The 25,474-nt window shown below is 66.1% G+C and carries 23 protein-coding genes, 1 tRNA gene and 1 pseudogene; 16 read left to right on the plus strand and 9 right to left on the minus strand.

Annotated features, from left to right (window positions below; all coding sequences use genetic code 11):
• Window positions 1–82: 82 nt before the first annotated feature.
• From BVG12_RS29040 to BVG12_RS29060, 5 genes are all read left to right on the plus strand, one after another.
• Window positions 83–1,243 carry an HDOD domain-containing protein gene (locus tag BVG12_RS29040; protein ID WP_075795433.1) on the plus strand — a complete coding sequence of 387 codons (1,161 nt, stop codon included), beginning with the start codon at window positions 83–85 and terminating at the stop codon, window positions 1,241–1,243.
• 1 nt (window position 1,244) lies between these two features.
• Window positions 1,245–3,317, plus strand: a complete 2,073-nt coding sequence (locus BVG12_RS29045) for a putative bifunctional diguanylate cyclase/phosphodiesterase (protein ID WP_083685501.1) — start codon at window positions 1,245–1,247, stop codon at window positions 3,315–3,317.
• A 65-nt stretch (window positions 3,318–3,382) separates the two neighbouring features.
• Window positions 3,383–3,472, plus strand: a tRNA-Ser gene (locus BVG12_RS29050).
• A gap of 260 nt (window positions 3,473–3,732) precedes the next feature.
• Window positions 3,733–4,011: a hypothetical protein gene (locus BVG12_RS29055; RefSeq protein ID WP_075795435.1), complete on the plus strand. Its 279-nt coding sequence runs from the start codon at window positions 3,733–3,735 to the stop codon at window positions 4,009–4,011.
• Window positions 4,012–4,483: 472 nt separating this feature from the next.
• On the plus strand, window positions 4,484–6,094 hold the full coding sequence (locus BVG12_RS29060) for a hypothetical protein (protein WP_075795436.1): 1,611 nt from the start codon (window positions 4,484–4,486) through the stop codon (window positions 6,092–6,094).
• Between the two features lie 18 nt (window positions 6,095–6,112).
• Here the strand turns inward: BVG12_RS29060 and BVG12_RS29065 are convergent, their stop codons facing one another.
• Complete coding sequence (locus BVG12_RS29065) at window positions 6,113–7,609, minus strand: amidase (protein WP_075795437.1); 1,497 nt, start codon at window positions 7,607–7,609, stop codon at window positions 6,113–6,115.
• A gap of 129 nt (window positions 7,610–7,738) precedes the next feature.
• On the opposite strand from BVG12_RS29065, the gene BVG12_RS29070 reads away from it, so the two are divergent.
• The 4 genes from BVG12_RS29070 to BVG12_RS29085 all read left to right on the plus strand — a co-directional run bounded on the left by BVG12_RS29070 (window position 7,739) and on the right by BVG12_RS29085 (window position 9,633).
• Window positions 7,739–8,470 carry a transcriptional regulator gene (locus BVG12_RS29070; protein WP_075795438.1) on the plus strand — a complete coding sequence of 244 codons (732 nt, stop codon included), beginning with the start codon at window positions 7,739–7,741 and terminating at the stop codon, window positions 8,468–8,470.
• Window positions 8,471–8,546: 76 nt separating this feature from the next.
• Entirely contained in the window at window positions 8,547–8,867 is a 321-nt protein-coding gene (locus tag BVG12_RS29075; RefSeq protein ID WP_075795439.1) for an ArsR/SmtB family transcription factor, read from the plus strand.
• Window positions 8,868–8,875: 8 nt separating this feature from the next.
• Complete coding sequence (locus BVG12_RS29080; protein ID WP_075795440.1) at window positions 8,876–9,133, plus strand: hypothetical protein; 258 nt, start codon at window positions 8,876–8,878, stop codon at window positions 9,131–9,133.
• A 47-nt stretch (window positions 9,134–9,180) separates the two neighbouring features.
• Window positions 9,181–9,633 carry a hypothetical protein gene (locus tag BVG12_RS29085; protein ID WP_075795441.1) on the plus strand — a complete coding sequence of 151 codons (453 nt, stop codon included), beginning with the start codon at window positions 9,181–9,183 and terminating at the stop codon, window positions 9,631–9,633.
• Window positions 9,634–9,680: 47 nt separating this feature from the next.
• Here the strand turns inward: BVG12_RS29085 and BVG12_RS29090 are convergent, their stop codons facing one another.
• Complete coding sequence (locus BVG12_RS29090) at window positions 9,681–11,003, minus strand: alpha-amylase family glycosyl hydrolase (protein WP_229503747.1); 1,323 nt, start codon at window positions 11,001–11,003, stop codon at window positions 9,681–9,683.
• Window positions 11,004–11,238: 235 nt separating this feature from the next.
• On the opposite strand from BVG12_RS29090, the gene BVG12_RS29095 reads away from it, so the two are divergent.
• Both BVG12_RS29095 and BVG12_RS29100 read left to right on the plus strand, forming a co-directional pair.
• On the plus strand, window positions 11,239–12,243 hold the full coding sequence (locus BVG12_RS29095) for a porin (RefSeq protein WP_075795443.1): 1,005 nt from the start codon (window positions 11,239–11,241) through the stop codon (window positions 12,241–12,243).
• 83 nt (window positions 12,244–12,326) lie between these two features.
• Complete coding sequence (locus BVG12_RS29100) at window positions 12,327–12,764, plus strand: hypothetical protein (RefSeq protein WP_075795444.1); 438 nt, start codon at window positions 12,327–12,329, stop codon at window positions 12,762–12,764.
• Window positions 12,765–12,928: 164 nt separating this feature from the next.
• Here the strand turns inward: BVG12_RS29100 and BVG12_RS29105 are convergent, their stop codons facing one another.
• The 3 genes from BVG12_RS29105 to BVG12_RS29115 form a co-directional block, all read right to left on the minus strand.
• A complete protein-coding gene (locus tag BVG12_RS29105; RefSeq protein WP_075795445.1) occupies window positions 12,929–13,966 on the minus strand; it encodes an SDR family oxidoreductase in 1,038 nt (345 codons plus the stop codon).
• A 9-nt stretch (window positions 13,967–13,975) separates the two neighbouring features.
• Entirely contained in the window at window positions 13,976–15,034 is a 1,059-nt protein-coding gene (locus BVG12_RS29110) for an SDR family oxidoreductase (RefSeq protein ID WP_075796633.1), read from the minus strand.
• Window positions 15,035–15,178: 144 nt separating this feature from the next.
• Entirely contained in the window at window positions 15,179–16,120 is a 942-nt protein-coding gene (locus BVG12_RS29115; protein ID WP_075795446.1) for a LysR substrate-binding domain-containing protein, read from the minus strand.
• 120 nt (window positions 16,121–16,240) lie between these two features.
• Here BVG12_RS29115 and BVG12_RS29120 point away from each other — a divergent pair, with 120 nt between their 5' ends.
• Together BVG12_RS29120 and BVG12_RS29125 are read left to right on the plus strand one after the other, a co-directional pair.
• Window positions 16,241–16,642: a RidA family protein gene (locus BVG12_RS29120; RefSeq protein WP_075795447.1), complete on the plus strand. Its 402-nt coding sequence runs from the start codon at window positions 16,241–16,243 to the stop codon at window positions 16,640–16,642.
• Window positions 16,635–17,531: pseudogene (locus BVG12_RS29125) on the plus strand (oxidoreductase); the annotation flags it as partial. The gene BVG12_RS29120 and the pseudogene BVG12_RS29125, both read left to right, overlap by 8 nt.
• A gap of 207 nt (window positions 17,532–17,738) precedes the next feature.
• On the opposite strand, the gene BVG12_RS29130 reads toward BVG12_RS29125, so the two are convergent.
• Window positions 17,739–18,761 (minus strand): sulfate ABC transporter substrate-binding protein, encoded by a 1,023-nt coding sequence (locus BVG12_RS29130; protein WP_083685503.1) that lies wholly within the window; start codon window positions 18,759–18,761, stop codon window positions 17,739–17,741.
• Window positions 18,762–18,843: 82 nt separating this feature from the next.
• Window positions 18,844–19,056: a hypothetical protein gene (locus BVG12_RS29135; RefSeq protein ID WP_075795448.1), complete on the minus strand. Its 213-nt coding sequence runs from the start codon at window positions 19,054–19,056 to the stop codon at window positions 18,844–18,846.
• 164 nt (window positions 19,057–19,220) lie between these two features.
• Here BVG12_RS29135 and BVG12_RS29140 point away from each other — a divergent pair, with 164 nt between their 5' ends.
• Genes BVG12_RS29140 through BVG12_RS29150 form a run of 3 tightly spaced genes read left to right on the plus strand, consistent with a single transcriptional unit; the run spans window position 19,221 to window position 21,734 of the window.
• A complete protein-coding gene (locus tag BVG12_RS29140) occupies window positions 19,221–19,970 on the plus strand; it encodes a phosphatase PAP2 family protein (protein ID WP_075795449.1) in 750 nt (249 codons plus the stop codon).
• Window positions 19,967–20,881 (plus strand): diacylglycerol/lipid kinase family protein, encoded by a 915-nt coding sequence (locus BVG12_RS29145; RefSeq protein WP_075795450.1) that lies wholly within the window; start codon window positions 19,967–19,969, stop codon window positions 20,879–20,881. Before BVG12_RS29140 ends, BVG12_RS29145 begins: the two co-directional genes overlap by 4 nt.
• A gap of 16 nt (window positions 20,882–20,897) precedes the next feature.
• Complete coding sequence (locus BVG12_RS29150; RefSeq protein WP_075795451.1) at window positions 20,898–21,734, plus strand: metallophosphoesterase family protein; 837 nt, start codon at window positions 20,898–20,900, stop codon at window positions 21,732–21,734.
• A gap of 138 nt (window positions 21,735–21,872) precedes the next feature.
• Here BVG12_RS29150 and cls read toward each other — a convergent pair whose 3' ends face one another.
• Window positions 21,873–23,276 (minus strand): cardiolipin synthase, encoded by a 1,404-nt coding sequence (gene cls, locus BVG12_RS29155; RefSeq protein ID WP_083685505.1) that lies wholly within the window; start codon window positions 23,274–23,276, stop codon window positions 21,873–21,875.
• Complete coding sequence (locus BVG12_RS29160) at window positions 23,273–25,408, minus strand: site-specific recombinase (protein WP_075796636.1); 2,136 nt, start codon at window positions 25,406–25,408, stop codon at window positions 23,273–23,275. The genes cls and BVG12_RS29160 overlap by 4 nt, the downstream gene beginning before the upstream one ends.
• Between the last annotated feature and the right edge of the window lie 66 nt (window positions 25,409–25,474).

The raw sequence follows: 25,474 nt of genomic DNA on the forward strand, positions 1-25,474 counted from the left end.
TATCCCGGGGGAAACAGAAACAGTTGCTTTCCAAAAAAGGGTGCTCTACTATTAGCTGGTTACTATCAATGCATATTCGCTAATGGCCAGCGCCCCGTTCCCGGTGGTTGAAATACGCTCCGTCGCCAACGCGCAGAACGAGTGGGTCGCTCTTTTGCTTGGCACGCCGGGCACGGGCCTCGACGCCGCCGGCTTGCTCGACCTGTTCGGCACGCCGGACCTGCTGGCCGCCATCGCGCCGCTCGATGGCATCGTCCTGCTGGATGATGCGGCCAATCTCACACCGTCCGTCCTGGACGTGCTGCCGCCCAACCGCGTGCTGCTGGCCGTGCGCGCCGGCGCGCTCGCGACGGACGGCACGGCGCGCCGCCTGGCGGAACTGCAGCTGACCGGCTACCGCGTACTGATCGACGGTCCGCTGCCGGAAGGCGTGGCGGCGCCCATCGCGCTGCGCACCGTGGCGCGCGACGCCGGCCTCGACCTGCCGCGCGCCGGCGCGCTGCCCGCGCTGTTCGGACCGCACCTGGCCTACCACGTCGACGACATGGCGTGCTACCGCGCCTGCGAGACCGCCGGCTTTTCCTGGTTCAGCGGCGACTACGCACTGCAGGCCAGCGTGCCCGAAGGCGACGACGGCACGTCGCGCCGCCACATGCTGACGATGCTCGCCCTGCTGGCCCGCGACGCCGATTCGCGCGAGCTGGAAGCGCAGCTCAAACAGGACCCGGCCCTGTCGTACCACCTGCTGAAGCTGGTGAATTCGGCCGCATTCTCCGTCGGCACGCAGATCACGAGCTTCGCCCAGGCGATCAGCCGCCTGGGCCGCCGCCAGCTGCAGCGCTGGCTGCAACTGCTGCTGTACGCGCGCCCGCATCCGGACAGTCCGCCGAACCTGATGCTGCCGATGGCCGCATTGCGCGGCGCGTCGCTGGAGGCGCTGTGCAAGCGCGACGGCGGCGACCGCGACGACCAGGATCTGGCCTTCATGACGGGCGTTTTCTCCCTGCTGGACCGCCTGTTTCAGATGCCGATGGCGGAGGTCGTGCAGGATCTGAATCTGCCCGAGCACGTCGAAGCCGCGCTGCTGTCGCGCGACGGGCAGCTTGGGCAACGGTTGCGGCTGGCCGAAGCGGGCCGGCCCGACCCGGAGACGCTGGAGGAGGCAGGCGTCGACGGACCGGACTGGTGGCAGAGCCAGTTGCACGCCTATCACTGGGCCATCCAGGTAGCTCGCAATGTCTAAGATGCCAGCCGCTGCGCCAATGGATTTCGTGGGCGGCAGCGCTGCCGTCTGCGACGCTGTATTGAAGCTCCGGGGCGATCCCCTGTACGCCGAACTGGGACGCATCGCCGGCGCGCTGCTCGCCAGCCCGCATTGCGCGTTCGTCCCCGAAGGCGTCCTGCATCCGCATCGGGTGGAGGGCGCGCTGCTGCAGGAAGTGCGCGCCGACGGCCAGTGCTTCGGCCGCTACGAGGTCGCCGGCCGCGCCTACAGCGTCGACGACTTGCGCCTGCTCGAAGGCCTCGCTGGTCTCACCGGTTCGCTGATGCAGGTGCACTCGCTGGCCCAGCGCACGACGCACGCCTACGCGCAGGTCGAGGCGCAGCTGGCGCACCAGTCGCAGATCCTCGACCAGATCCACGAATCCGTGCTGACGATGGACCGCATGGGCTACATCACCAGCTGGAACAAGGGCGCCGAGCACCTGTTCGGCTACACGGCGCTGGAAGCCGTCGGCCGCAACATCCTGTTCCTGTACGCGGACGAGGAGCACGATGCCGAGGACGCCTTCGCGGAGCAGGGCGGCCGCATGATGGAAGTGCGGCGCCGGAAGAAATCGGGCGAGGTCTTCTGGGCCAGTTTGTCGCTGTCGCCGCTGTGCGACCTGGAAGACCGCCCGGTCGGCCTGATCGCCTACCTGACCGACATCACCGAACGCAAGCTGGCCGAGGACCGCTTGCATCACCTGGCGTACTACCAGGAGCTGACCGGCCTGCCGAACCGCACGCTGTTCGGCCGCCTCGTCGACCAGGCCCTGATGGTGGCCCAGCGCAACGAATCGACGGCCTGCGTGCTGTACCTGGACCTGAACCGCTTCAAGCTGATCAACGGCACGCTCGGCCGCAAGGTGGGCGACGACCTGCTGCGCCAGGTCGCCGAACGCCTGCGCAACACGCTGCGCGACGAAGACGTCGTGGCGCATTTATCGGGCGACGAATTCGCCGTCGGCCTGTTCGATATCCGCCAGCATTTCGAGGCGACGACGGTCGCGCAAAAGCTGCAAGGCGCGCTGGAAGCCCCTTTCCTCGTGCAGGGCCACGACCTGCGCGTGGGCGCGAGCATCGGCATCGCCGTCTATCCGCAGGACGGCCAGGACGCCGAAACGCTGCTGCGCATGGCCGACATCGCGATGGAGCGCGCCAAGGAACACGCGGAAAACCCGGACCGCAGCGTCGCCTTCTACCGCCTCGACATGAACGAGGGCATGCAGCAGCGCATGCTGATCGAATCCGGCCTGCGCCACGCCCTCGGCAACGGCGAACTGATCCTGCACTACCAGCCGAAATTCGAGATCGGCTCGACCCGTCTGGTGGGCGCCGAAGCCCTCGTGCGTTGGCGACATCCGGTACGCGGCATGGTCCCGCCGATCGAATTCATCCCGCTGGCCGAAAGCACGGGCCTGATCGTGCAGGTGGGCGAATGGGTGCTGGAACAAGCGTGCGCCCAGGCCGCGATCTGGCAACGCGCCGGCCTGCCGCCGTTCCGCCTGGCGGTGAACGTCTCCGCGCGCGAATTCACGCCGTCGCTGCCGGGCCGCGTCGCGGAAACCCTGCGCCGCTACCGCCTGGACGCGCACTGGCTGGAACTGGAGATCACGGAAAGCACGCTGATGCACGACATCGAGCACGTGATCGCCATCATGGACCGCATCAGCGCGCTGGGCGTGGCGTTGTCGCTGGACGATTTCGGCACGGGCTATTCGAGCCTGTCGTACCTGAAGCGCTTCCCGATCGACACGCTCAAGATCGACCGCTCGTTCACGACCGGCATCCCGCAAGACCCGAGCGACTGCGCCATCGCGAGCACCATCATCGGCATGGGGCGCAAGCTGGGGCACCGCGTGATCGCCGAAGGCGTGGAGACCGTGGAGCAGCTGGAGTTCCTGCGCCAGGCCGGGTGCGACGAGGTGCAGGGTTATCTGTACGGGAAGCCGTTGCCGGCGTACGAGTTCGAGAAGAGCTTGCGGGAGAACTGGCTGCTGATGGCGTGCGCGGATGCCGAGGCTGCCGGCGCGGTCGTGTGGTCGCTCAAGTAGCGTTTGCCCGGCCGGTCCGTTTGCTGCCCGTGGGGCAATGATTTATGTATAATGCCGGTTCCTCAGGAAGCGTGGCCGAGTGGTTGAAGGCAGCAGTCTTGAAAACTGCCGACGGGGGAACCCGTTCGTGAGTTCGAATCTCACCGCTTCCGCCAGGAATTAAAAACGCCGCCCCGTTGGGTGGCTTTTTTATTTCCTGGCGAAAGCGAGGAGGGCGTCTGCGCGCCCTCGGTGTGAGATTGGAAGGGCTGCGCTTGCAAGCGCAGGCTCTCTCCGAATCGCCCGTTTGCTGTCCGCAACGCGGTCAGCCTTGCGCGCCGAGGGCGCGCACTGCAGAGCCCGACGAACGCATTGCTTGACAGCTAACTGCCCGCAGGATCGGCGCGAGGTGCGGCACGACAATGGAGTGATTGCGATGGAAAAGCGTGATATCGCCCACGACAGAAACGTCGCGAAGATGGAAAAACAGGATGCCCGCCACGACCGGCGACGGGAAGATGCTCTCATGGCGAAAGGCGACATGAGGGATGCGCAGAAGCTGGACAAGCGCGGCGCCACGAACTCAACGAAGCGAAAATCGCTGGGCGCGACGCCAGCAATGACCGCAACGTCATCGCTATCGAGCGGAAGGACCGCGCGCATGACAAAGCCGTTCTGGCCGACGAACGCGCCGAGCGCAAGGCCGAAGTCGTGAAGCGCGATCACGACGCTGCGCATATCCGTTGATGCCTGCGGGGCGGTTCGTCTGTCGACCTCGTGGTCGGTATTCTTGCCGCCATCGCCTCCCGCATACCAGAGCTATCGGATCCCTGCGGATGCCTTGATCGTCATCCCGGCCGTGAAACGGGCAACGACAACGTTCGTCGACCGCAACGGCTGCGCATCAACTGATCCCCCTCCAGACGCCCACCGGCCGCACGTCGGGCGTCTGCTCGTCCGCGAGTCACTGCACCATTCCTCCCAGCCAAGTAAGGTTCTCGAACACAATTGACCTAACGCAAAACGTAGCCCCGGATCATATGTTTGTAAAAAATTGTAATGTTCAAAATACATTTTTATACATATACTGATCTGAGCCAATTTCTTGGCGGAGACCATTAGCGGTCCCGCAAAACGTTTGCGAGTTCTCGCTACCGGTCTGACTCCCACATCCATTGGAGGAATTCATGCGTTTCGCGACTGACCGTGTTCTGCTTCTCGCGGCATGTGCCGCATCCCTGTTACCCCTCGCCACACACGCAGCGAACGGCAACGCCGCCGTCACAAACGGCGTCGAAGTCACCCCGGCCATTACCCATGACCATTTACCGAGCCTGCGGGGCACCATGCCCAAGCCGGACGATTATGACGGCAGCAAACACACGAAGGAGTGGAAAAAGATTCCGCACATCGACGCCCCGGGCTTCGTGCAGGATGCCGCGACACAGGGCTCGCATGTGACGGGCGCGGCGTCGACCATCGCCGGCATGGGCTTCGATGGCGTCGGCAATGGATTCACGGGGCCGCAAGGCAAGTTCACGGTCAACGCCGCGCCGCCGGACACGACGGGGGCCGTTGGGGCGACTCAATACGTGCAATGGGTCAATTCCTCGTTCGCGGTGTTCGACAAGACCACCGGCGCGGCGGTTTACGGTCCGGTGGCCGGCAATACGCTGTGGTCCGGGTTCGGCGGCCCGTGCGAGACGCAGAACGACGGCGACCCGATCGTGAAGTACGACCGTATCGCCAACCGCTGGGTCATGATGCAGTTCGCGGTGCCGAGCGGCGGTCCGTACTACCAGTGCGTCGCGGTCTCGCAGACGTCGGACGCGACGGGCGGCTGGTACCGCTATGCCTTCCAGTACACGAATTTCCCCGATTATCCGAAGACCGGCGTCTGGCCCGACGCGTATTACGTGACGTTCAACATGTTCAACGGGAATACGTTCGCGGGCGCGCGCCTGTGCGCGTACGACCGCAACAGCATGCTGACCGGTGCCGCGGCGACGCAGCAATGCTTCCAGCTGTCGACCAGCTACGGCGGCGTGCTGCCGGCCGACCTGGACGGCGCCACGCTGCCGCCGTCGGGTGCGCCGAACTATATGTTGAACAAGGGCTCGTCGGCACTGAACTTCTGGAAGATGCACGTCGATTGGACGAACCCGGCCAATTCCACGCTCAGCGCGCCGGTGTCGGTGCCGGTTACGGCGTTCAATGCGGCTTGCAGCGGCGGCACGTGCATTCCGCAGGCAGGCACCGCGCAGCAGCTCGACTCGCTGGCCGACCGTTTGATGTATCGCCTGGCCTATCGCAATTTCGGAACCTACGAATCGTTGGTGGTCAACCATTCGGTCGCCGTCGGCACCACGCGCAAGGATACCTATGCCGCCGTGCGCTGGTATGAGCTGCGCAACCTGACGGCCACGACGCCGACCGTGTACCAGCAATCCACGTATGCGCCGGACTCGACCTTCCGCTGGATGGGCAGCGTCGCGATGGACAAGATGGGCAATATGGCGCTCGGCTACAGCACGTCGAGCTCGACCCTGCACCCGGGCATCCGCTACGCGACCCGCCTGTCGACCGACGCGCTGAATACGTTGTCGAACGAGACGACCATCCTTCAAGGTAACGGTTCCCAGCTGTCGAACCTGAGCCGTTGGGGTGATTATTCGACGATGTCGCTCGACCCCGTCGACGATTGCACGTTCTGGTTCACCAGCGAGTATCTGCCGGCCAACGGCACCTTCAACTGGAGCACGCGCATCGCGTCGTTCAAGATCGCCGGCTGCCAGTAAGTAGCATCCACGGCGCCGTCAGCCCCGCGCGAGCGGCGCCATTCTGTTGAACCACGGCTGCGCTTGCTCCAGTTGCCGCGCCACCTGGAGCAAGCGGTCCTCGCTGCCGAACGGCCCCATGAATTGCACGCCCAGCGGCAGGTCGTCCTCCGTCCAATGCAGTGGCACGCTCATCGACGGCGTCCCGGTCAGATTCGACAACTGCGTGAACGGCACGTAGCGCAGATTATCGGCAGCAATCTTGTCGACAGTCTTGTCGAGCAACCCCAGCCGCGCCAGCCCGCGCAGGATGCCGGTCCCGTGCAGGACGCCCAGCAGGCGCTGCTCGGCCCGCGACGGGTCCCCGGTGCCGTGCGTGATCGGCGGGTAGGCCAGGGTCGGCGTCAGAAACAAGTCGTAGCGGCCAAAGTAATCGCCCAGCGCGCGGGAGAATTCGTTCCAGCGGTTCAGCTCCGTCGTCAGGCGCGTGGCCGAGACGCTGTCGCCCAAGGTCGCGAGGATCCGGTTCATGAGTTCCATGTCGCCGCCGCGCGCGCCCAGTGCCTGCGCGCGGCGAACCATGGCCGGAATCTGGCCGAAATACACGTGCAGATAGCTCCTGGCGAGCGCCGCCCCGTCGATGACCGGCGCCGCTTCCTCGACGCCGTGGCCGAGCTGCGCCAGCAGCCGCACCGTATGCGCGACGGCGCGCACGGCTTCCGGATGCACGTCCGTGCCGAGCGGAGACACCGTCGAATAGCCGATGCGCAGCTTGCCCGGATCGCGCCGCATCAGATCGACGTACGGCGCGGCCGGCGGGGCGATGACGAACGGGGCGCCCGGTTCCGCGCCGTGCAGCACGTCGAGGGCGAGGGCGGAATCGCGCACGCTGCGCGAGATGACGCCTTCGCTGGAGGCGCCGAACCAGACTTCGGCGATGCCCGGTCCAGACGACACCCGCCCGCGCGACGGCCGCAGCGCGAACAGGCCGCAGCACGCGGCCGGGATGCGCAGCGAGCCGCCACCGTCGTTGCCGGCCGCCATCGGCACGATGCCCGCCGCGACGGCCGCCGCGGCGCCGCCGCTCGATCCGCCCGGCGTGCGAGATAGATCCCACGGGTTGTTCGTGCGGCCGAACAGCATGGGGTCGGTGACGCCGCGCGTCGCGAACTCGGGCAGATTCGTCTTGCCGAAGATGACGAGGCCCGCGTCGAGATAGCGCTGCACGACGTGGGCGTGGCGGCTCGGCACGTTGCGCGTCATGCTGCGGCTGCCATAGGTCGTCGGGATGCCGGCGTAATCCTGCACGCCGTCCTTGATGAGAAAGGGGACGCCGGCCAACGGGCCGCGCAACGGTCCGGCGGCCTGGGCGCGTGCCTGCGGCTCCATCAGCCGCACGACGGCGTTTACGCGCCCGTGCACGCGGGCCTGTTGCGCGAGCGCGAGGTCGAGCAGGGCGTGCGGCGTGACGTCGCCGGCGGCCACGCGCGCGGCGAGGGCGGTGGCGTCGTGGGCCAGATAATCGGCGTGGTTCATGGGTCCTTCGTTGTTGTGCTGGCCAGCCGGCCATCTTGTCATGAAGGAATTGTTGCCGCAAGGCCGCGCATGCTACGATCGAAGGAATCCGAAGCCATCCTCTAGCCCATCGTATCGGAATCTGCGACCATGTCCGAAGTCACGCAATTGGTCACGACCATCAAGCGCCAGCTCAAGCTGCAAGGGAAGACGTACCGCGATGTCGCGGGCACGCTGGGCCTGTCGGAGGCGAGCGTCAAGCGCCTGCTGACGTCGGACACGCTCGGCGTCGACCGTCTTATCGACATTAGCAATATGCTCGGTTTTACCTTGGCCGAACTCGCCCAGGAGGCGGCGCTTTCCGGCACCCGGCTGCACACCTTGAGTCCGGCGCAGGAAAAGGAACTCGTGTCCGACACGAAGCTGCTGCTCGTCGCCGCGTGCGCGCTGAACCACTGGACGATGGCGGACATCCTCGCCGTCTACCGCCTCACGGAGGCCGAGTGCCTGCAGAAGCTGCTGCATCTCGACCGCCTGCATCTGATCGCGCTGATGCCGGGCAACCGCATCCGCCTGAACGTGGCGCGCGATTTCGACTGGCTGCCCGACGGCCCCATCCGCCAGTACTTCCGCACCCAGGGCCTGGCCGATTTCCTCGACGGCCGCTTCGACCGGTCCGACGAGACGCTCGCGTTCACGCACGGCATGCTGACGGAGAGCGCGCTCGCGGCCATGCAGGTCGAACTGCGCCGGCTGCGCGCGCGCTTCGCCGAGTTGCACGAGGAAAGCCTGGCGTCGCCGCTGCCCAAGCGGCGCGGCAGCGGGCTGCTGCTGGCGCTGCGCGAATGGGAGCCGGCCGGCTTCACGGCGCTGCGCCGCTGAACAACCCGCGTATATGCATTAATTCGTTCTGGACTTTCTTTCACCTGTCAGATATTGTTTACACGTGAAAGACAAAATGAGACACCTTCAGGGCGATCGCTTGCTGGCCATGCTGGCGGCGCTGGCGAATCCGCACCGGCTGCGCATCGTGGCGGCGCTCGAGACGGGTGGGCGCAATTACGTGAGCCAACTGGCGCGCGAGATCGGGCTGAGCCGGCCATTGCTGCACCTGCACCTGCAAAAGCTGGAAGAGGCGGGGCTCGTCACGAGCAGCCTCGAGCTGTCCAGCGACGGCAAGGCGCTCAAGTATTTTGATGTGGCCGACTTCGGTGTGCTGCTGGCGCCCGCCGCCATCGCCGAAGCGGTCAAGACGTTGAATCCACAAGAGGAAGAGTAGCGGCTGCCATGTCCACCACCGTCTATCTGTTGACGATCTGCTTGCCGCTGGCCACCGTCCTGCTGGTCTTCGGCATGAAGTATTTCGCCATGGTCCAGCAGGCCAGGGCGCGCACGGCCCGCGACGAGGCCGATCGGCGGCTCGCGGACGAGCTCGCGCGCACTCAGGCCGAGACCGTGGCCCAGCTTACCGCGATGAATGCCGCGCTCGCCCGCCTGGATGCGCGCATGGGTGCGGTCGAAAAAGTGTTGAAGGAAGTCGGGTAGGCGTGTTTCAGGTCGAAAGACCAATCACCAACGTTCGAGGAGCCATCATGCGCGAAGTGTCGTTGTTCCGGCTGTACCTGTTGCGGGCGATGTATCTGCTGGTCGTCGTCGGGCTCGGCATGTTCGCCGTGCCGTCCATTCTCCGCCATGCGGGGCAGCGCGAGTTGGCGCAAGGCATCGTCGATGCCATGTTGCTGGCGTTCTGGCTGTTGTGCATCGTCGGACTGCGCTATCCGTTGCGGATGCTGCCCGTGCTGTTGTGGGAACTCGTGTGGAAGGTGCTATGGCTCGCCATGGTCGCCTGGCCGGCATGGCGTGCGGGCACGATGGACGCCGACACTGCGGAAAACGCGTTCAATTGCTCTCTCGTCGTGATCCTGCCGTTCGTGCTGCCTTGGGGCTATCTCGTGCGCCATTACCTGCGCGAACCCGGCGATCCATGGCGGAACGAACGCACCGTGCCCGCCGGCGAGCCGGCACGCACGGTGTTCGAAGGCTGATCGACCGGCGACCCGGCGGCCGGCGGTCCGGCGATCCGGCGATCCGGTCAGCGCTGGCGCGGCGCGTCGATACGATAATCCCAGGCGGCCAGCGTCTGCGGCTTGCCGCCGGGCAGGGTGAAGCGCTGCGCATCGTTCGACACGTTGACCGTCACCTGCACGCTGTTGCCCGACAAGGTGCGGCGGAACGCGAACACCTTGTCGTTGCCCGTGTCAAGCACTTGTACGGCGCCGCCGTACTGGCCGTTCCACAGCGCCGGATTGGCGTGCTTGAGCGCCAGCAGGTGCGTGTAGAAGGGCGCGTACGCGTAATTCTTCCACTGGATCGGGTCCCTCTCGAAGAACTGGATGCGCTTGTCGAGGCCGGACTCCTGGCCGCCGTAGATCAGCGGCATGCCCGGCAAGGTCGCGGCCAGCACGGCCATCGCCTTGAACGCGGGGCCGTACAGTTCGGTGTCGCTGCCGGCCCAGGAATTCTCGTCGTGGTTGCTCGTGAAGCGCATGCGGTAGGCGCCCGGCGGGAACGCTTTCGGCGGGTGTTCGACGAAGCTTGCTAGCGTGCGCGCATCCGCCTTGCCCTTGGCGACGGCCTTGAACAAGTCTTTCGTGTCCCATCCATACGTCATGTCGAAGGCGTGCTCGTGCAGCTCGGGCTTGTCGGCCTCGGCCAGCATGAACACGGGTTTTACGCGGTCGAGCTCGGCGCGCGCCTGGTTCCAGAACGGCGTCGGCACCTTGCCGGCGACGTCGCAGCGGAAGCCGTCGACGTCGGCCTCGCGCACCCAGTACAGCATCGCGTCCGTCATGCCCTTCCACAGGCCGGGCTTGCTCCAGTCGAGGCCGGTCACGTCCGTCCAGTACTCGGGCTCTGCACTGTCCGTGTACGTGACGGGGTAGATCTCGCCCTTGTCATTCTTGAGGTACCAGTCGGCGTGTTCTTGCGTCCACGGGTTGTCGAACGCGGTATGGTTCGCGACCCAGTCGATGATCACGTGCATGCCGAGGCCGTGCGCCTGTTTGACGAGCGCCTTCAGGTCGTCGAGCGTGCCGAACTCCGGATTGACGGCCGTGTAATCGCGCACGGCGTAATAGCTTCCCAACGTGCCCTTGCGATTCTTTTCGCCGATCGGCTGGACCGGCATCAACCACAGGATGTCCACGCCCATCTTCTTGAGGCGCGGCAGGTGTTGCGCGAATGCCTTGAACGTCCCCTCGGGCGTGTATTGCCGGATGTTCACCTCGTAGATGTTGGCGTTGCGCGACCAGCTCACATGCTGCATGGGTGCGACACTTGCCGCCTCCGTGGCCGCAGCGAAGGCGGGCAGGGCGGCGCATAACGCCAGGGAAATTGTAGTCAGGGTACGTCGCATCTGTCTCATCGTTGTCGATATCCTGTAGTTTAGTTACATTGTTGACCGTGCGATTCTAAATCGGAAATCGGACGATGACCAGTCGGTAAAGCCGAAACCTTCAAATTTCCCCACAAATACATACGTCGGAATCCGCCGACAAGACGTCGGGATAAGATGAGAGTAGATTTGTGCGATATTGGACAGATAGGATGGTCCTTAAGCGGATAGTGTTAAGGCGTAGAGAGGACACGCCATGAACAAGGGTTTCGTTGCGTGCGTGATGTTGGGCGGATGTGCGTCGCTCGCATGCGCACAGGATTCGGGAAGCGCTGCCGCCGCGGGCAAGCGCTCGGGATTGGATTACGCCGGCGACACGCCGGGCGGCCATGACATCGCCGTCTTCACGGGACAGCCGAGCCGTGGCAATGGGGCCGCCTGGAATTCGACGCCGCGCCGCACCTACAGCCGCCTCGACGACATCGGCACCCGCCCCGGCAGCGGCGGTTTCACGCTGGGCCACCAGTACAACTTCGAATACCTGGCGCGCCCCGACGTCGGCGACCCGTTCCACGCCGGTACGGCCGGCAAGGCGAGCAATCTCGTCACCCAGAGCGGCAGGCCCGTCGACAGCGGCGTGCGCTACTACAACAGCCAGTTCAAGCACCTGAGCACGGGCGCGTCGTACACCATCGACACGCTCGGCGGCGACCCCATGGCGGACCGCGCCTGGGGCATGACGATCGGCTTCGACTATGGCGCGCTGTCGCTGCGCGTCGCCCACCAGAACCGGCACGTGGCCCAGGTCCATTTGTACGACCTGGCGGGCAATAACATGGATGCCAAGAATTCCCTGATCGCGGCCAATGTCCGCACCCGTTGGGGCACCGCGTATGCCGCTTATTCCGCGAATCGCGGCTGGGGCAGCTCGCCGCTGTACAACCCCGACAATCCGTACGGCGCCGGCGTGGCCAGCACGTCGTCGACGGACAGCCGGGACACCCTCGTCGGCGTCGCCGTCCCGGTGACGCGCTCGACGACCTTCCTCGCGTCGTTCATCCACAAGAACGACCGCGACCTGGCCAACCGCGACGCGAACCAGTTCGCGGTCGGCGCCAGCTATGTCGTCTCGCACAGCACCGACTTCTACGCCGCGGTCTCGCGCACCGTCAACACGAACGGCACCGGCATCTTGATCGGCGGCGCCGCGCGCCCGAGCGGCAGCTCGGCCGTCAACGTCGGCATGCGCCACGCTTTCTAGCGCACGGCTGCCATGCGCTGCGCCGTCGCGCGGCAAAAGCAGGTAGCCTGTCCTCATGATTTTTGCATTATTTTGGAGGCAACATGACTGGCACGAGCACACTTGATCCGGACAACTTTCCGGAAGCACCCGACCGTAGCCTCGGCAAGGGCCACGGCGTCGATTCGCTCGGCCCGAGCGATATCTCGGACACGGGCAGCGACGTCGTCGGCGGCCCCGGTTTCGCAGCGAACCTCGATGACGACCAGAAGCTTGACCTGGACACCGGCACCACGTCCGACAACGAAGCCAGCTACGCCCACGACAGCGCCGGCGCCGATCTGGGCGACCCGAACTTCGAAAGCGACAGCGACTTCGGCGGCACGGGCGAACGGGCGGCCGCGGGCCGCGACCTGATCGCCAAGGATGGCAACGACATCGATACCGACCACATCGAATCGATCCCGAACCTGCCGCTGACGGACGAGGACGTCGACTTCCTCGGCAGCGCGCCGCCGCGGGGGCCGGCGCCGGGCAAATAGTCCGCAGGCGACAACGACGAAGGGCCGGATGGTCGATGCCATCCGGCCCCTGTTTTTTGTAGGGCGGGCACGCGGATCGACGCGACCTGATGGGGGCTCGTTTCATTTGAGGCCCCGGCCTCAAATGCCCACCCTACGGATGGGTGCGTTCGCGCGTATTTCGGTCACGCATGCCGCACCGTGCGCTGCCACGGCTTGCGCGACAATGCCCACGCCGCCAGCAACGCACCGCCCACCAGCACGGTCTTGGCGGGCACCGAGCGCATCTCGAACGATGTGTACGGGCTCCGTTCGACGACGCGATGGTCGCGGTCGTTGCGCTGGCGGAGTTCCTGGGCTGCGTCCGGCGAATGCAGGGCGTCGCGGCGGGCGCTCGAGTTCGGGCGGTCCGATTGCTGCTGGCTGAACATGGTCTTGGTCATGAAGCGGTCGAGCGCGCTCGGCATCAGGTAGCCCGCCAGCGACGTCAGCTTCGAGTGGCCGCCCACGTACACGTCACGCTCCGGCACCTGGGCCGCGTGCACGATGGCTTGCGCCACCAGTTCCGGCGCGTAGTTCGGCGGGGGCAGGTCGGGCTCGTGCTCCATATAGCTCTTGGCGTGGTTCGGGAACGGCGTCGCGATGGCGGACGGCTTGATCACGGTGAGCGAGATGCCCACGTCTTCCTTGTCCAGTTCCATACGCAGCGATTCCGTGAAGGCCTTGACCGCGTGCTTGGACGCCGAGTACGTCCCCTGCAGCGGCACCGAGCGGTCCGACACTTCGCTGCCCAGGTTGATGAGGGCGCCGCCGCCGCGGCCTTTCATCAGCTTGACGGCTTCCAGCGAGCCGTGCACGACGCCCCAGAAATTCGTCTGCATGACCTTGCGCATGTCTTCCAGCGCGATATCCTGGTTCTTGCCGAACACGCTGATGCCCGCGTTGTTGACCCACGTGTCGACGCGGCCGAAGCGTTCCAGCGCGACCCGGCCGATATGCGCGATGTCGGCCGGATTGCCGACGTCGGCCGTGACGGTCGCGACTTCCACGCCGCGCTGGCGCATCTCGTGGGCGAGGGTGTCGAGGGCGTCGGCGTCGCGCGCGGCCAGCACGAGGCTCGCCCCGCCTTCGGCCGCCATGCGCGCCGTGGCGAGGCCGATGCCGCTCGTCGCGCCGGTGATCACCATCACCTGCTCATCCAGTTTTTTGAGTTTGATGGACATGATGCCTCCTTACAGTGCCTGGCGCAGCCGGTTCGCGGACCACGTGCGCATGCCGGGACGGCCCGCGAACTTCCACGCGGCGAACAGCGCGCCGGCGCCCAGCAGCGCGCCCATCACCTTGCCCTTGCGCAGCGACAGCGCGGTGTATGGGCACGTCTCGATCACGTGGTCGGAGATGCCCTGGCGTTCGCGCAGTTCGTGTTGCGGGTCCGGCCCGTGCAGGGCGTCGCGACGGTTCGCCGCGCTGGGGATATTCGTCTGCTGCTGCTTGAACATCGTCGCGCGCAGGTACTTGTCGAGCAGGGCGGGCAGCGCGAAATTGCCGGCCGAGAGCGCCTTGGCCGCGCCGCCGACGAACACGTCGCGCCTGGGATGCTGGGCCGCGTACAGGATGGATGTCGCGACGAGTTCCGGCGCGTAGACCGGCGGCGGCAGGGTCGGTTCCTTGTCCAGGTAATTCTTCGCGTGCGCGACGAACATCGTGTCGACGGCGGCCGGCTTGATGAGCGTGACGGCGATCGGCGCCTTGTCCTTCTCCAGCTCGACGCGCAGCGAATCCGTGAATGCCTTCACGGCGTGTTTCGACGCGGCATAAATGCCTTGCAGGGGAATCGAATGGTCGGACAATTCGCTGCCCAGGTTGATGATGGCGCCGCCGCCGCGCGACTTCATGTGCTTGACGGCTTCCAGCGAGCCGTGCACGACGCCCCAGTAATTGGTGTCGAACAGACGTTGCATGTCCTCCAGGGACACGTCTTCGTTGCGGCCGAAGATCGAGATGCCGGCGTTGTTGACCCAAGTGTCGATGCGGCCGAAGCGTTCCATCGCGGCGTGGCCGATGCGTTCCACGTCGGCCGGGTTGCCGACGTCGGCGGCGACGGTCGCGACTTGCGTGCCGGTGCGGCGCAGCTCGCTCGCCAGCTGGTCGAGCGCGTCGGCGCTGCGGGCCGCGAGGACCAGCTTGGCGCATTGTTCGGCGGCCATGCGCGCCGTCGTGAGGCCGATGCCGCTCGTGGCGCCGGTGATGACCATCACCTGCTCGTTAATCTTGCGTAATTGCACTGACATGAATACTCCTTCGCTCGGGTGGAGAACGGCCGCCACGGTGCGCTGCAAGCGGATCCGCGCGGCCGGTTCGGTGATCGCGAGTTCGTTGCCGGACACGACATTCGTGGCCGCGCAACGGATTTCCAGTCATTTTCAAGTCATTCCTTACAAGATGGCGCTCTGTTCAGGCTTGCAAGGTTGTGATTCGTGGCGCAGCCAGTCGGCAACGGCCAGCACCGCGGCACTTGGCTGCGGATCGGCGCGCATGACCAGGTGGTAGGTATAACCGGGGATGGCCGGCCCGAATGGTTGCACGAGATAACCTGCCGCGATTTCCTCGGCCACCAAAGCCAGGCTCAGCAAGGCAACCCCCTGGCCGGCGACGGCGGCCTGGATGGCATGCCCATCGTCGGAGTACCGGAGCTGTCCGCGCGACGGGTGCCATGCCAGCCCCGTGCGCGCGAACCACGTTTCCCATGTGGGATTGGCGGCGGACGCCTTTTTCCAGTCGAAGTGGATGAGCGGCACGGTTTGCAGGTCCGTGACCGAGCGGACACCCAGCATCGGGTTGGCGACCGGCGCGTACGCGTCGGCGAACATGACCTCCGCCGCGAGACCCGGGTAGGGACCGTTGCCGTAGCGTACCGCGATGTCGACGCCATGTGCATCGAGGTCGACGGTCTCGTTGGACGCGTGCAATTGCAGGTCGATGTCCGGATGCAATGCCTGAAACCGGGCCACCCGCGGCACGAGCCATTTCGCCGTGAAGGCATGGGTCGCGGACACCGTGACCCGGTCCCGCCTGTTCGTCTGCGTGAGCCGTGCCAGCACCGATTCGATGGCATCGAAACCCTGCCGCAGCACGGGATACAGCTGCGCGCCGGCGTCGGTCAGCGTGACCTGCCTGACCTGGCGCACGAACAGCCGCAAGCCCGTGTGGTCTTCGAGGACGCGGATGCGGTGGCTGATCGCCGTCGGCGTCACGGCGAGCTCGTCGGCGGCGCGTTTGAAGCTGCCGTGCCGGGCCGCCGCTTCGAACGCGCGCAGCGACGAGAGGGGCGGCAGCCGGCGCGTCGTCCGCGGGATGGATGGGTGAATTGAAGTCATCTGATGCCTGAGAAACCGTCGTTTGTCCTGGAGTGCGGTGGCAGCGATTATTCCAGACATAAACGACATGGGTGAACTGAGCTCATGCCGTTCCCCATTTTTCGACTTCAGGAGCCAGACATGCTTGAGCGCGTCATCACCCAGCCCGACCCGTATGAACCCTATCTGCTGTCGCAGGGCATCCGGTTCGGCGACCTGCTGTTCATCTCCGGCCAGGCCGGTGCCGGCGACGACGGGCGTATCGTCGACGGCGGCTTTCTTGCGCAGGGCGAACAGGCATTTTCCAACCTGCGGCGCGCGCTGGAAGCGGGCGGGTCGAGCTTGCGCGACGTCATCAAGGTCACCATTTTCGTGACCGACATGGGATATTTCCAGGACGTCGTCGCGCTGCGCAGGAGATTTTTCTCGGCACCTTATCCGGCCGATACGATCGCCGAGATCAAGGCACTCTACGACCCGCGGGCGCTCATCGAGATCGAGGCGATCGCGGCCGTACGCCAGCCGGGAGCCGGCGATGCGTGATAACGGACACGTCGCCAGTCTCTTCGAGCCGCTCGTCCTCGGGCCGTTGACCTTGCCCAACCGCCTGGCAGTCGCGCCGATGACGCGCGTGAGCGCCACGGCCGATGGCCTGCCGACCGCGCGCATGGCCGAGTATTACGCGCAGTTCGCGCAGGGGGGCTTCGGCCTCGTCATCACGGAAGGCGTGTTCACGGACGCGGCGTTCGCGCAGGGGTACCGCCATCAGCCGGGGTTGGCGAACGCGGCGCAGCGCGATGCGTGGCGGCCCATCGTCGAGGGCGTGCAGTCGCGGGGCGGCCGCGTGATCGCGCAACTGATGCATGCCGGCGCGCTGTCGCAGGGCAACCCGTACCGCAGCGGCACCGTCGGCCCGTCGGCCGTGCGGCCAAAGGGCAAGCAGATGACGTTCTATCGCGGGACGGGCGATTACGCCGTGCCCGCCGCGATGACGCAGCAAGACATCGACGCCGCCGTGGCCGGCTTCGCGCAGGCAGCCGCCCGTGCGCGCGAAGCGGGGTTCGATGGCGTCGAGATCCATGGCGCGAACGGTTATTTGCTGGACCAGTTTCTGTCGGAAGGCATCAATCTGCGGGACGACCGCTACGGCGGCGGCATCGACGGCAGGCTGCGCCTGATCGCGGAAATCGCCGGCGCGGTGCGGGCCGCAGTGGGGGCGGGATGCGTCGTCGGCGTGCGCCTGTCGCAGGCCAAGGTCAACGACTTCACCCATCGCTGGCGCGATGAAGACGAAGCGGCCCTCATCTTCCGCGCGGTGGGCGCTCTGGCGGTCGACTACCTGCACACGACCGAACACGAAGCGTGGCGGCCCGCCTTCGACGCGGGGCCGAGCCTGGCCGCGCTGGCGAAGCGCTACGGCGGCAGGCCGGTGCTGGCCAACGGCTCCCTGCACGATCCGGCGCAGGCCGCAGGCATGGTCGGGCGAGGCGGATGCGGTATCGCTGGGCCGCGGCGCGCTCGCGCAGGCGGACTAGCCCCGGCGCGTCAGGCGGGGCGCGCCGCTGGCATCGTTCGATCCGGCCATCCTGGCCCCGCTCGCGGATCTCGAGAACGCCGACCGCTGGCGCGCGCGCGCGGCTTACCTGCCGCCCGGCTGATAGATGCGGTCGAACACCCCGCCGTCCGCGAAGTGCGTTTTCTGCGCCTTCGTCCAGTCGCCGGCGATCTCGGCGATCGTAAACAGCTTGATCGCCGGGAATTGTGCGGCGTACTGCTTGGCATACGGCTCGACAACGGGGCGATAGTAATGCTTCGCGGCGATTTGCTGGCCTTCCGCGCTGTACAGGTATTTCAGGTAGGCCTCGGCCACGGCGCGCGTGCCTCGTTTGTCGACGACCTTGTCGACGACGGCGACGGGCGGTTCCGCGAGGATGCTGACGGACGGCGCCACGACTTCGAATCTGTCCGGACCCAGTTCCTTCACGGCCAGCAGCGCTTCGTTTTCCCATGCGATCAGCACGTCGCCGATGCCTCGTTCCACGAACGTGGTGGTGGCGCCGCGCGCGCCGGAATCGAGCACCGGCACGTTCTTGTACAGCTTCGTCACGTACGCGCGTGCGGACGTTTCCGTCGCGCCCGGCTGGCGCAGCGCATAGCCCCACGCCGCCAGATAATTCCAGCGCGCGCCGCCCGACGTTTTCGGGTTCGGCGTGATCACGGCGACGCCCGGCCTGGCGAGGTCGGCCCAATCGCGGATGTGTTTCGGGTTGCCTTTGCGGACCAGGAAGACGATGGTCGACGCATACGGCGTGCTGCGGTGCTCCAGGCGTTGCTGCCAGTTGTGCGCGATAAGGCCGCGTTCGCTGATAGCATCGATGTCATACGCAAGGGCCAGCGTGACCACGTCGGCCTGCAGGCCGTCGATCACGGAACGGGCCTGCTTGCCCGAGCCGCCGTGCGATTGCCTGACGATGACGTTGTCGCCCGTTTTGACCTTGTACTGGCGCGCGAACGCGGCGTCGATGTCCTGGTACAGCTCACGGGTCGGGTCGTACGACACGTTCAGCAGGGTGATGTCCGCCGCGTGTGCGATGGACTGGCCCAGCGAGGCGACAGCGACGAATCCTGCAACGAAGGCAGCAGCGGCCCTTTTATTGAACATCGTTTTCTTTCGGATGAGGAGCCCACAGGGTAGGCGCCGGCTCAGCGAAAGAAAACGAATTAAAACGATGATGCTTATGAGTTTAATGCGCCTTGGAGAGGATCAGCAGCCAGCGGCGCAGCAGCAGCACTTCCACATGGCCCGGCTCGACGCCGGTATCGCACTCGATGATCGGGTTGACCGGGTAGAAGCGCTTGCGGAAATCGCGCGTCACCAGAATCTCGCGGCGACCAAGGCGCAGCAGGAAAGGCGTCGGAGCGTATTCGAGGCCGAAGGAGCTGTTCAGAGTAGTCATGACGATCCCTTTATCGAGTTAGGTTGCGTTCTTGTGGAGCATTTGTGTTGCTCGAGTGAATACAGGATAGCACAACCACTGTATAAATCTACAGGTACTGTACAAAAAAACAGTTGTTGCATATTTGTGTGGTTTTTTCGCCAATACACCCCATCTGGAGCGGTATGCTGACGACCGCTTCTTCCCGCCTGCGCCGCTTCCTTGCCGCCCGCCTGTCGCCCGAGGGCGAGATGGGGCTGCATCTCACCGTCGGCCTCGCGCTGCTGCTGGCGGCGGCCTGGATCTTCGGCGTCATCGCCGAGGACGTCGTCACGGGCGACACGATCACGCTCGTCGACGTGCGCCTGGCCCGCTGGTTCCACGACCGCGCCACGCCCGGCTTCACGCGTGCGATGCTGTTCGTCACGCACTGGAACAGCATCGCCGGCTCCTGCGTCATGGGCGCGCTGCTGGCCGTGTGGTTCTGGCGCCGCCGTGCGCACTACTGGCTGATTGTCTGCCTCGTCGCGGTGCCCGGTGGCATGGTGTTGAACGTCGCGTTGAAGCACGTGTTCCAGCGTGCCCGCCCCAGCTTCGACGATCCGCTGCTGAGCTTGCTCACCTACAGCTTCCCCAGCGGCCATACTGCCGCGGCCACCGTGTTGTACGGGTTGCTCGCGTGCTATCTCGTGCGCCGCGTCCACGCGTGGCGCGGGCGCGTGGCAATCGTGCTGGCTGCCGTCGCGATGGTGATGCTCGTGGCGCTGTCGCGCATGTATCTCGGCGTGCACTATCTGTCGGACGTGCTGGCCGCGGCGGCGGAAGGCGCGGCGTGGCTGGCGATCTGCATCACGGCCGTCTCCACGTTGCACCGGCGCCGGCTGGCGCGGGGAGAGACTTCATGGAGCGAGCACGCGGCGGAGGACTTGCGATGAAGCCCGTGACCGTGATCGTCAACGCCGGCGCAGGCACCGGGCACGACGAGGCCGCGTGCGATGCGCTGCGAACGCGACTCGCCGACGCCGGGCTGGATGCCGAGCTCGTGCGGGCAGAAGGCGGCGAACCGATGATCGACGCCGCCAGGCGCGCATTGGAGCAGGGCGCGCGCCTCGTCGCGGCGGGCGGTGGCGACGGCACGATCAATGCCGTGGCCTCGGTGATGGTCGACAGCGGCGTGCCGTTCGGCGTGCTGCCGCTCGGGACGCTGAACCACTTCGCCAAGGACCTCGGCATCCCGCTCGACCTCGACGCGGCCGTGCGCAATCTGGCGACGGGCCGGCCGGTGAAGGTCGACGTGGGCGAGGTCAACGGCCGCATCTTCCTCAATAATTCGAGCCTCGGGCTGTATCCGGATATCGTGCGCGACCGCGAAAAGCAGCAGCGCCGCCTCGGCCGCGGCAAGTGGACCGCGGCCGCGTGGGCCGCGCTGGCCGCACTGCGCCGCTATCCGTTCCTGTCGATGCGGCTCGACGTCAACGGCGAACGCCTTGCCCGGCGCACGCCGTTCGTCTTCATCGGCAATAATGCCTACACGATGCAGGGCCTGTCGATCGGCGAACGGGCGCGCCTCGACGAAGGCGTGCTGAGCCTGTACGTGGCCCAGCATCCGACGCGCCTGGGCCTGCTGCGCTTCGCCATCGACGCCTTGTGCGGCCGCCTCGGCGAGGAGCGCAACTTCGACGTGCTGACGGCGCCCGCGTTCGACATCGACACGCACCGCAAGCACCTGCTCGTGGCGACGGACGGCGAGGTCACGGCCATGAGCCCGCCGCTGCGCTACCGGATGCGGCCTGGCGCACTGACCGTGCTCGTGCCGCCGGCGGAGAATGGCAACCATCACAGCTGACGGAAAAGGGAAGCCCATGCGTACACTCGTCCATCTGTCCGACCTGCATTTCGGCCGCGTCGATCCCTTGCTGCTCGATCCGCTGCGCGAACTGGTCCACAAGCTCGCGCCCCATGTCGTCGTCGTCTCGGGCGACCTGACCCAGCGCGCCAAGAGCGAGGAGTTCGAGGAAGCCCGCGCCTGGCTGGATACCTTGCCCGGCCCGCAGATCATCGTGCCGGGCAACCACGACATCTCGCTGTACAACGTGTTCCGCCGGTTCCTGCTGCCGCTCGACCGCTACAAGCGCTACATCACGGACGACCTCGATCCCGTCTACATCGACGACGAGATCGCCGTGCTGGGCGTGAACACGGCGCGCTCGCTCACGTTCAAGGACGGCCGCGTGAACCGGGAACAGGTGGAAAAGATCCGCGCGACCTTGTCGGGTCTCTCGCCCGACGTCACGCGCGTCGTCGTCACGCACCACCCGTTCGACCTGCCGGCGGGCTCGGAAGAGGACGACCTCGTCGACCGCGCGCACATGGCGATGGACGTGTTCGCGGAACTGGGCGTCGACCTGCTGATGGCCGGACACCTGCACATGAGCCACGCGGGCAATACGCAGGCGCGCTACAAGATCAGCGAGTACGCCGCGCTGGTCGTGCAGGCCGGCACGGCGACGTCGACGCGCGGGCGCGGGGAGGTGAACTCGTTCAACGTGATCCGCATCGAGCCGCCGCGCATCGAGGTCGACCGGTATGGCTGGGACAGCGTCCACAACCAGTTCCAGTTGCTCGCCACCGAAAAATTCCTGCGCAGCGGGAACATCTGGGCGGAGGCTGTGGACGGGATGATGGCGGCGGGGATTTGATCCGCCCGTCGTTCCCGCGTAGGCGGGAACCCATACTGAGCGCCAGAAACCGGTAACTCGGAAGCACGCCGGCATTTTCGACGTCCGACTTCGATCGCTCAGCATGGGCTCCCGCGTCCGCGGGAACGACGCCAGGTATCAGATCCAGTACTCGCCGAGCCGCGACATCCACTCCTTGATCCGATCCGACCACGGCCGGTGCCGCCACCGTTCCAAGGTGACCTCCTTCGAATCGCGCAAGTCTTCGTTGAACGCGCTTTCCATCGCGGCGCCGAACGCCGGGTCCATCACGACGACGTTCAGCTCGTAGTTGTGGATGAAGCTGCGCCGGTCGATGTTGGCCGAGCCTATCGTCGACCAGCCCCCGTCGATCACGGCCGTCTTGGCGTGCAGCACGGCGATCTGCAACTCGTAGATGTGCACCCCGCCGGCCAGCAACTGGTCGTAGAACGCCTGGCCCGCGTAGCGGATCAGGCCGTGGTCCGACACCCCCGGCAGCACGAGTTTCACATCGACGCCGCGCCTCGCGGCCGCGATCAGGGCGTCGACGATCTGCTGGTCGGGCACGAAATAGGCCGACGTGATGTGGATCGTTTTCTTCGCCTCGCTGATCGCCACGACGAGCGCCTTGTAGATGTCCGATTCGTGGTCCGGGTCGGACGCGAGCACGCGCACGATCTTGTCGCCGACGGGCACGAGCGTCGGGAAATACTCGGCCGGCGGCAGCTCGCCGCCTTCCTGCTGCACCCACAGGTTGATGAACGACCATTGCAGCGGCGCGACGGCCGGGCCTTCGATCTTGACGTGCGTGTCGCGCCAGCCGACCTTGTTGCCGTCGACCTGGTCCGGCTTCTGGCTCGAGCGGAACAGCGAGCTGTTCGCATACGTGCTGCTGATATTGATCCCGCCCGTGAACGCGACCTTGCCGTCGACGACCATCAGCTTGCGGTGGTTGCGGTTGTTCAGCTCCCATTTGCCGCGCGCCTTGGCCGGGTTCACCGGATTGAAGATCAGCACACGGATGCCGGCCTGGCGCATGCGGTCGAAGAAGGCGACCGGCGTGGCGATGGCGCCCACGGCGTCGACCACCACGTTCACGGCCACGCCCTGGCGCTGTTTTTCGATCAGGACGTCGGCGAACTCGTTGCCGATCTGGTCCTGGTCGAAGATGTACGTCTCCAAGTTGATGGAACTCGTGGCGGCGCGCGCGGCCGCCATCATCTCGCGCATCGTCGCGGGGCCGTCGAACAGCAGGGTGACCTTGTTGCCGGCGATGAGGGGCACGCCCGTCGCCTGTTCTTCCAGCGCCGCCAGCGCCTTCAGGTTGCCGCTCGCATTGGCCCAGCGCCGCGCGACGAGGGCGGACGCCTTGTTGGGCGGCAGCGTACCCTTCGGCGTCGCGATGGTGGGCGTGGCTTTCGCGGGCATGTCCGGCTCGACGTCCGGCAGCGACTTGCACGCGACGACGCCGCAACAGAAGCACAGGGCCAGCAGCCAGGCGAACAAGGGCAGACGGCGCAGGAGTCGGGACGGGGATCTCATTTGAGTCCTCTCGTGTTGGCGGACAGCGGCGCCTCGTCGAGGTCGCGCGGTCCGATGAAGAAATCGAGCGGCCCCGCGCGCAGCCGGCGGCCGAGCGCGCGCAGCAGCTTCAGCCCGTGGTGGAAGCGTACCTTGCGTGCCCGCAGCGCCACCCACAGCGCGAGGCCGAAGCTCACCAGCAGGTTGACCATGCCGATCAGCGCGATGCCCAGGAAGGTGATGGCGATCGTTTCCGGATCGAGTCGCTGGCCGAGACCGACGAAACCGATGGCGAAGTTGGCCGACGAGAACGTCACGTGGCGCACGTCCAGCGGCAGGCCCAGCAGGAATCCGACGGTGGCCGTCGTGCCCATCAGCACGCCGAACACGAAGTTGCCCATCAGGCCGCCGAGGTTGTCCTCGACATAGCGGGCGAAGCGGGCGCGCCGTTCCGCGCCGAGCAGGCGGCGCAGCCAGCGCAGCTGCTCCACCCGCCGGCCCATCCGCGTATATAACGCCTTGTTGTCGTAGTAGCCGGACACGAGCCCGGACACGAACAGCCACACGCCCGCGATGGCCGCGTGCAGCAGCGCCAGCGAGTGCCACGGATGGCTGTCCGCGATCAGGTGCTCGGCCTTCGTGGGGTTGACGAGGTGCGTGCCGAAGATCCAGTACCAGGCGAGGGCGATGAGCCAGGCGACCGGGATGACGGTGGCGAGATTGCCCAGCACGGCGACGATCTGCGTGCGGAACACTTTGTTCACGAGGGCCGCCATGCTGTCGACGTCGACCTGGCGCCGGCCGCTTCCCCGTCCGCCGCCGCGCTGCGCCGTGTCGTGCAATGCGGCGGCGATGCGCGCGGCCGTCATCGCCGGCTGCTTGGTGGCGATGGTGAAGTGCAGCACGTGCACGAGCATGAAGCCGGCCGCGTAGTTGATGCTGTAGAACAGCGCTTCGATGAGGGGGGCCCGGTGCTGGTACGAGATCAGGATTTTGATCAGCGCCATGAAGCCGATGATGATGCCGGCCCCGGCCGACGACGCGAACATGCCGCGCAAGTCCGCGCGCCGTTCGGCGATGTAGTGCTCGCCCGTGCGGCTCGCGTTTTCCGTCACGTTGCGGGCCAGCAGGTCGATGTTGTCGCGCAGCAGGCCACGCACTTCGTACTTCGTGTTGTGCGCCTCGGCCAGTTCCTGCGCGAGGTCGACGGCCGCGGCGCGCCGCAGACTCGTCGGCGGTTCCGACGGCGGCGTCGCCTCGTTCGCCAGCGCTTCCACGTCGACCGTCGGCGCGGACGGCAATTCTCCGCTCGTGTCGACGAGGAACAAGAGCTTCCTCAGGCGGTCGATGCTCTGCGTCAGCGCGACGAGCACATAGGTCAGCGCGACGCTCGTGCCGGAAGCGAGGGCGCCACGGCGGATCTTGAGCACGACGTCCTCGCACTGGTCCAGCATCACGAGCAGGTGGCGCGCATCTTCCATCGTCTCGACTTCGCCCGCCGTCAGGCGGCCGTAGTCGTCGAGGTATTTGTTCGCCTCGATGTTTTGCATGAGGAAGGGCGAGTCCACTTCCTCGATTTCCATGTGGGCGTGGATCAGGCGCGGTTCCAGGCCCAGTGCGCAGACGCGGCAGGACAATGTCCGGATCGCATCGAGCAGGCCGGCCAGCACGACCTGGCGCGCGCGTCCGGGCTCGGCTTCGGGCGCCGCCGCGCCATCCGGCGGCACGGCGTTCGCCACCACGTCGAACAGCTCGAGCCAGTCGGCGTTCGGCACGGCGCGGATCCACTGGTAATCGTCGTCGCGGCACAGGACCTTGTCGAGCGTGTCCGACAGGTACAGTTCGTCGAGCGCGGGCGGCAGGATGCGGTAGGCGATGCGTTTTTTCAACTCGGTGAAAAAGCCGTCGTTCGACAGGATGCCGACGTCGGAATACAGGCTCGTGTGGCGGCGCGTCTCCAGCAAACGGGTCAGGTAGCGGCGCAGCGCCCAGGCCTGGCCGGGATGGCCCTTGAGGAGTTGGATCAGCGTGCGGACCCGGGCGATCGCATAGCCGTGGTCGCGCGCGCGGCGCGGGCGCAACCGGTCGACCAGGTCGACGAGGAGGTCGATGCGGTCGCTGTCCGGATCGAGGCGTTCGAGTATCGGGAGCATGGGAAACATTCGCGGCATGGAAATGTCAGTGTATGCGTGGATACCCTCCGCCACTGTACGCTGACG

The organism is Massilia putida (assembly GCF_001941825.1).
GTDB classification, from domain to species: Bacteria; Pseudomonadota; Gammaproteobacteria; order Burkholderiales; family Burkholderiaceae_D; genus Telluria; species Telluria putida.